Origin of the sequence: Mesorhizobium sp. WSM3868 (assembly GCF_002294785.1) — a bacterium.
Classification (GTDB): domain Bacteria; phylum Pseudomonadota; class Alphaproteobacteria; order Rhizobiales; family Rhizobiaceae; genus Mesorhizobium.
Map to the genome: position 1 here is coordinate 1 of NZ_NSGB01000056.1, position 1,097 is coordinate 1,097.

Annotated in this window: 1 protein-coding gene; it reads right to left on the reverse strand. The window is 64.5% G+C overall.

Annotated elements, in window-relative coordinates:
• A partial coding sequence (locus tag CK221_RS29515; protein ID WP_143749125.1) for an ISAs1 family transposase occupies positions 1-1,055 on the reverse strand: 1,055 nt, incomplete at its 3' end.
• Positions 1,056-1,097: the final 42 nt, after the last annotated feature.

Sequence of the window (1,097 nt, forward strand, 5' to 3'; positions counted from 1 at the left end):
TTGGCCCTGCGCATCTTGCTGGCGATTGGTTTGTCGAGGGGATGGGCAGCCAAGATGTTTTGGGCGAGCCTGCGGATGACGGCCAGGTTTTGTGGCGCGTAGTCCTTTCGGGTGCGGGCGTCATCCTCGTGGAAGACAACATCAAGGCTCCAGTGCAACTGGTTTTCGATCGTCCAGTGGGCACGAACCGTCTCAGCCAATTTGTTGGGCGTCAGCACCTTGGAGAGGGCGATATAGCGGACCGATGTGGTCGTCTTGCCGTCGGCAGTGGTGCGCAGGGCCTCGACACGGCCAATGGCCTTGAGGCCGGGGAAGGCGGGCGCGTCCTTGAGCCTGGCAAGCGGCAGCACGCTGTCGCGGCGCACTTCGGTGCGGCCATGGCCGCTGTCGCGTGTTTCGAAGCCGGCGATCTCGCCCGCCGCGGCGAAGCTTTTCTCGGCCGCGGCAAACAGACGACCCCGGTTGGCCTTCAGCCCAAGGGCATAATGCGCCTTCTGCGCCAGCAGCGCCTTGGCCGTCTCGGGGCGACAATGCAAGGCGTCGGCCGTCACCGTGCAGCCCTTGAGATCCAGGCTCTTCAGCAGCGCCAGCGTCGCCGCAACCTCGTCGGAGGCCGGCGCCCGCGTTGCCGCAATCGCCAGCCGCGTCTCGGCATCCCAGGCACTGACCATCAGCGGCGGCATGAAGGCGCGGCCCTTCTCATAACCGCGCCTCAGCGCCTTGCCGTCGACGGCCACCACGCCACGCGGTGCGCCGAGCCCAAGCTCACGCCGCAATGCCGCCATGAAGGCGCTCAGCGCATCCGACAACTCCTGCGGATCAAGAAGCCGAAACACCCGGCTGAAGGTGTCGTGGCTCGGACACCCATGCTTCAGCTCGATGAACTCTTTCAGCTCCTCCTCGCGCCCCTCTGCGAACTCCGCAATATCCACACAGCTTTTGGCCCCGCACAGCGTCGCCGCCAGCGCCAGAAACAGAAGTTCAGCAAGATCATGCCGCGCGTTGATGTCGCGCGGATCGCGAACTGCTTGCAGGATCGACAAAACAAGCCGCACTCGGGCCTCCTCTGCTACGAGAAAGCCTCTCAAGAATCCTTC